Source organism: Streptomyces sp. ADMS (assembly GCF_033441795.1).
Lineage (GTDB): Bacteria > Actinomycetota > Actinomycetes > Streptomycetales > Streptomycetaceae > Streptomyces.
In genome coordinates this window covers 1-1,016 of sequence record NZ_JAVFVX010000335.1, presented here as the reverse complement: position 1 = coordinate 1,016, position 1,016 = coordinate 1, and the positions used below count along the sequence as shown (strand labels likewise).

General features: G+C 69.7%; 1 protein-coding gene. It reads right to left on the bottom strand.

Going from position 1 to position 1,016, the window contains the following annotated elements:
* Positions 1–988, bottom strand: a 988-nt coding sequence (locus RB628_RS40850; protein WP_318325700.1) for an HAD-IC family P-type ATPase, incomplete at its 3' end; no start/stop codon positions are given.
* Positions 989–1,016 lie beyond the last annotated feature (28 nt).

Here is a 1,016-nt window from a genome sequence, read left to right as displayed (position 1 = left end):
CGATGTTGGTGGACAGCTGGAAGCGGACGAAGGTGACGATGTTGTCGTAGATGGAACGGCCTTCGCGGACGGCGCGGACGATGGTGGAGAAGTCGTCGTCGGTGAGGACCATGTCGGCGGCTTCTTTGGCCACGTCGGTGCCGGTGATGCCCATGGCGACGCCGATGTGGGCGGCGCGCAGGGCTGCGGCGTCGTTGACGCCGTCTCCGGTCATGGCCACGATGTGGCCCTTCTTGGAGAGCGCGCGGACGATGGTCACCTTGTGTTCGGGGGCGACGCGGGCGAAGACGCCGACGTCCTCGATGCGGTCCGCGAGATCCTGTTCGCTCATCCGGGCCAGTTCGGTACCGGAGACGACCTCGCCGGTGATGCCGAGTTCGCGGGCGATGGCTGCGGCGGTGTCGGCATGGTCCCCGGTGACCATTTTGACGCTGACACCGGCGGCCTGGGCGAGGGCGACGGCATCACGGGCCTGGGGGCGGGGCGGATCGGCGATCCCGGCGATCGCGGTCAGGGTCAGCCCTGCCGCCTCTCGCGGGTGCGTTTCGTGGGTGGTGGCGGTGGCCGCCCCGAGGACACGCAGACCCTGGCCGGCCATCCGCTGGGCGGTGTTGGTGACCTCACGGCGCCGCTCTGCGTCGAGGGGCGCGGCTCCGTGTTCGGTCAGGACGTGGGTGCAGCGGTCCAGGAGGACGTCGACGCCTCCTTTGGCGTGGACGCGGATGTGGCCGTCTGCGTCGGTGTGGAAGGTGGCCATGTACTTGGCGGCCGGATCGAAGGGGATCTCACCGGTACGGGGTGTGCGGGTGCTCAGTTCGGCGTGGAGACCCGCTTTGGCGGTGAGCACGAGCAGGGCGGCCTCGGTGGGGTCTCCGATGATGCCGTCCGGGGTGAGGCGGGCGTCGTTGCACAGCGCGAACGGCAGCACCGCTTCGTGCAGTTTCGCGTCGTGCGGGTCCACCGTGTGCTGCCCCTCTGCGGGACGCACGGTGCCTGACGTGTCGTAACCCTCGCCG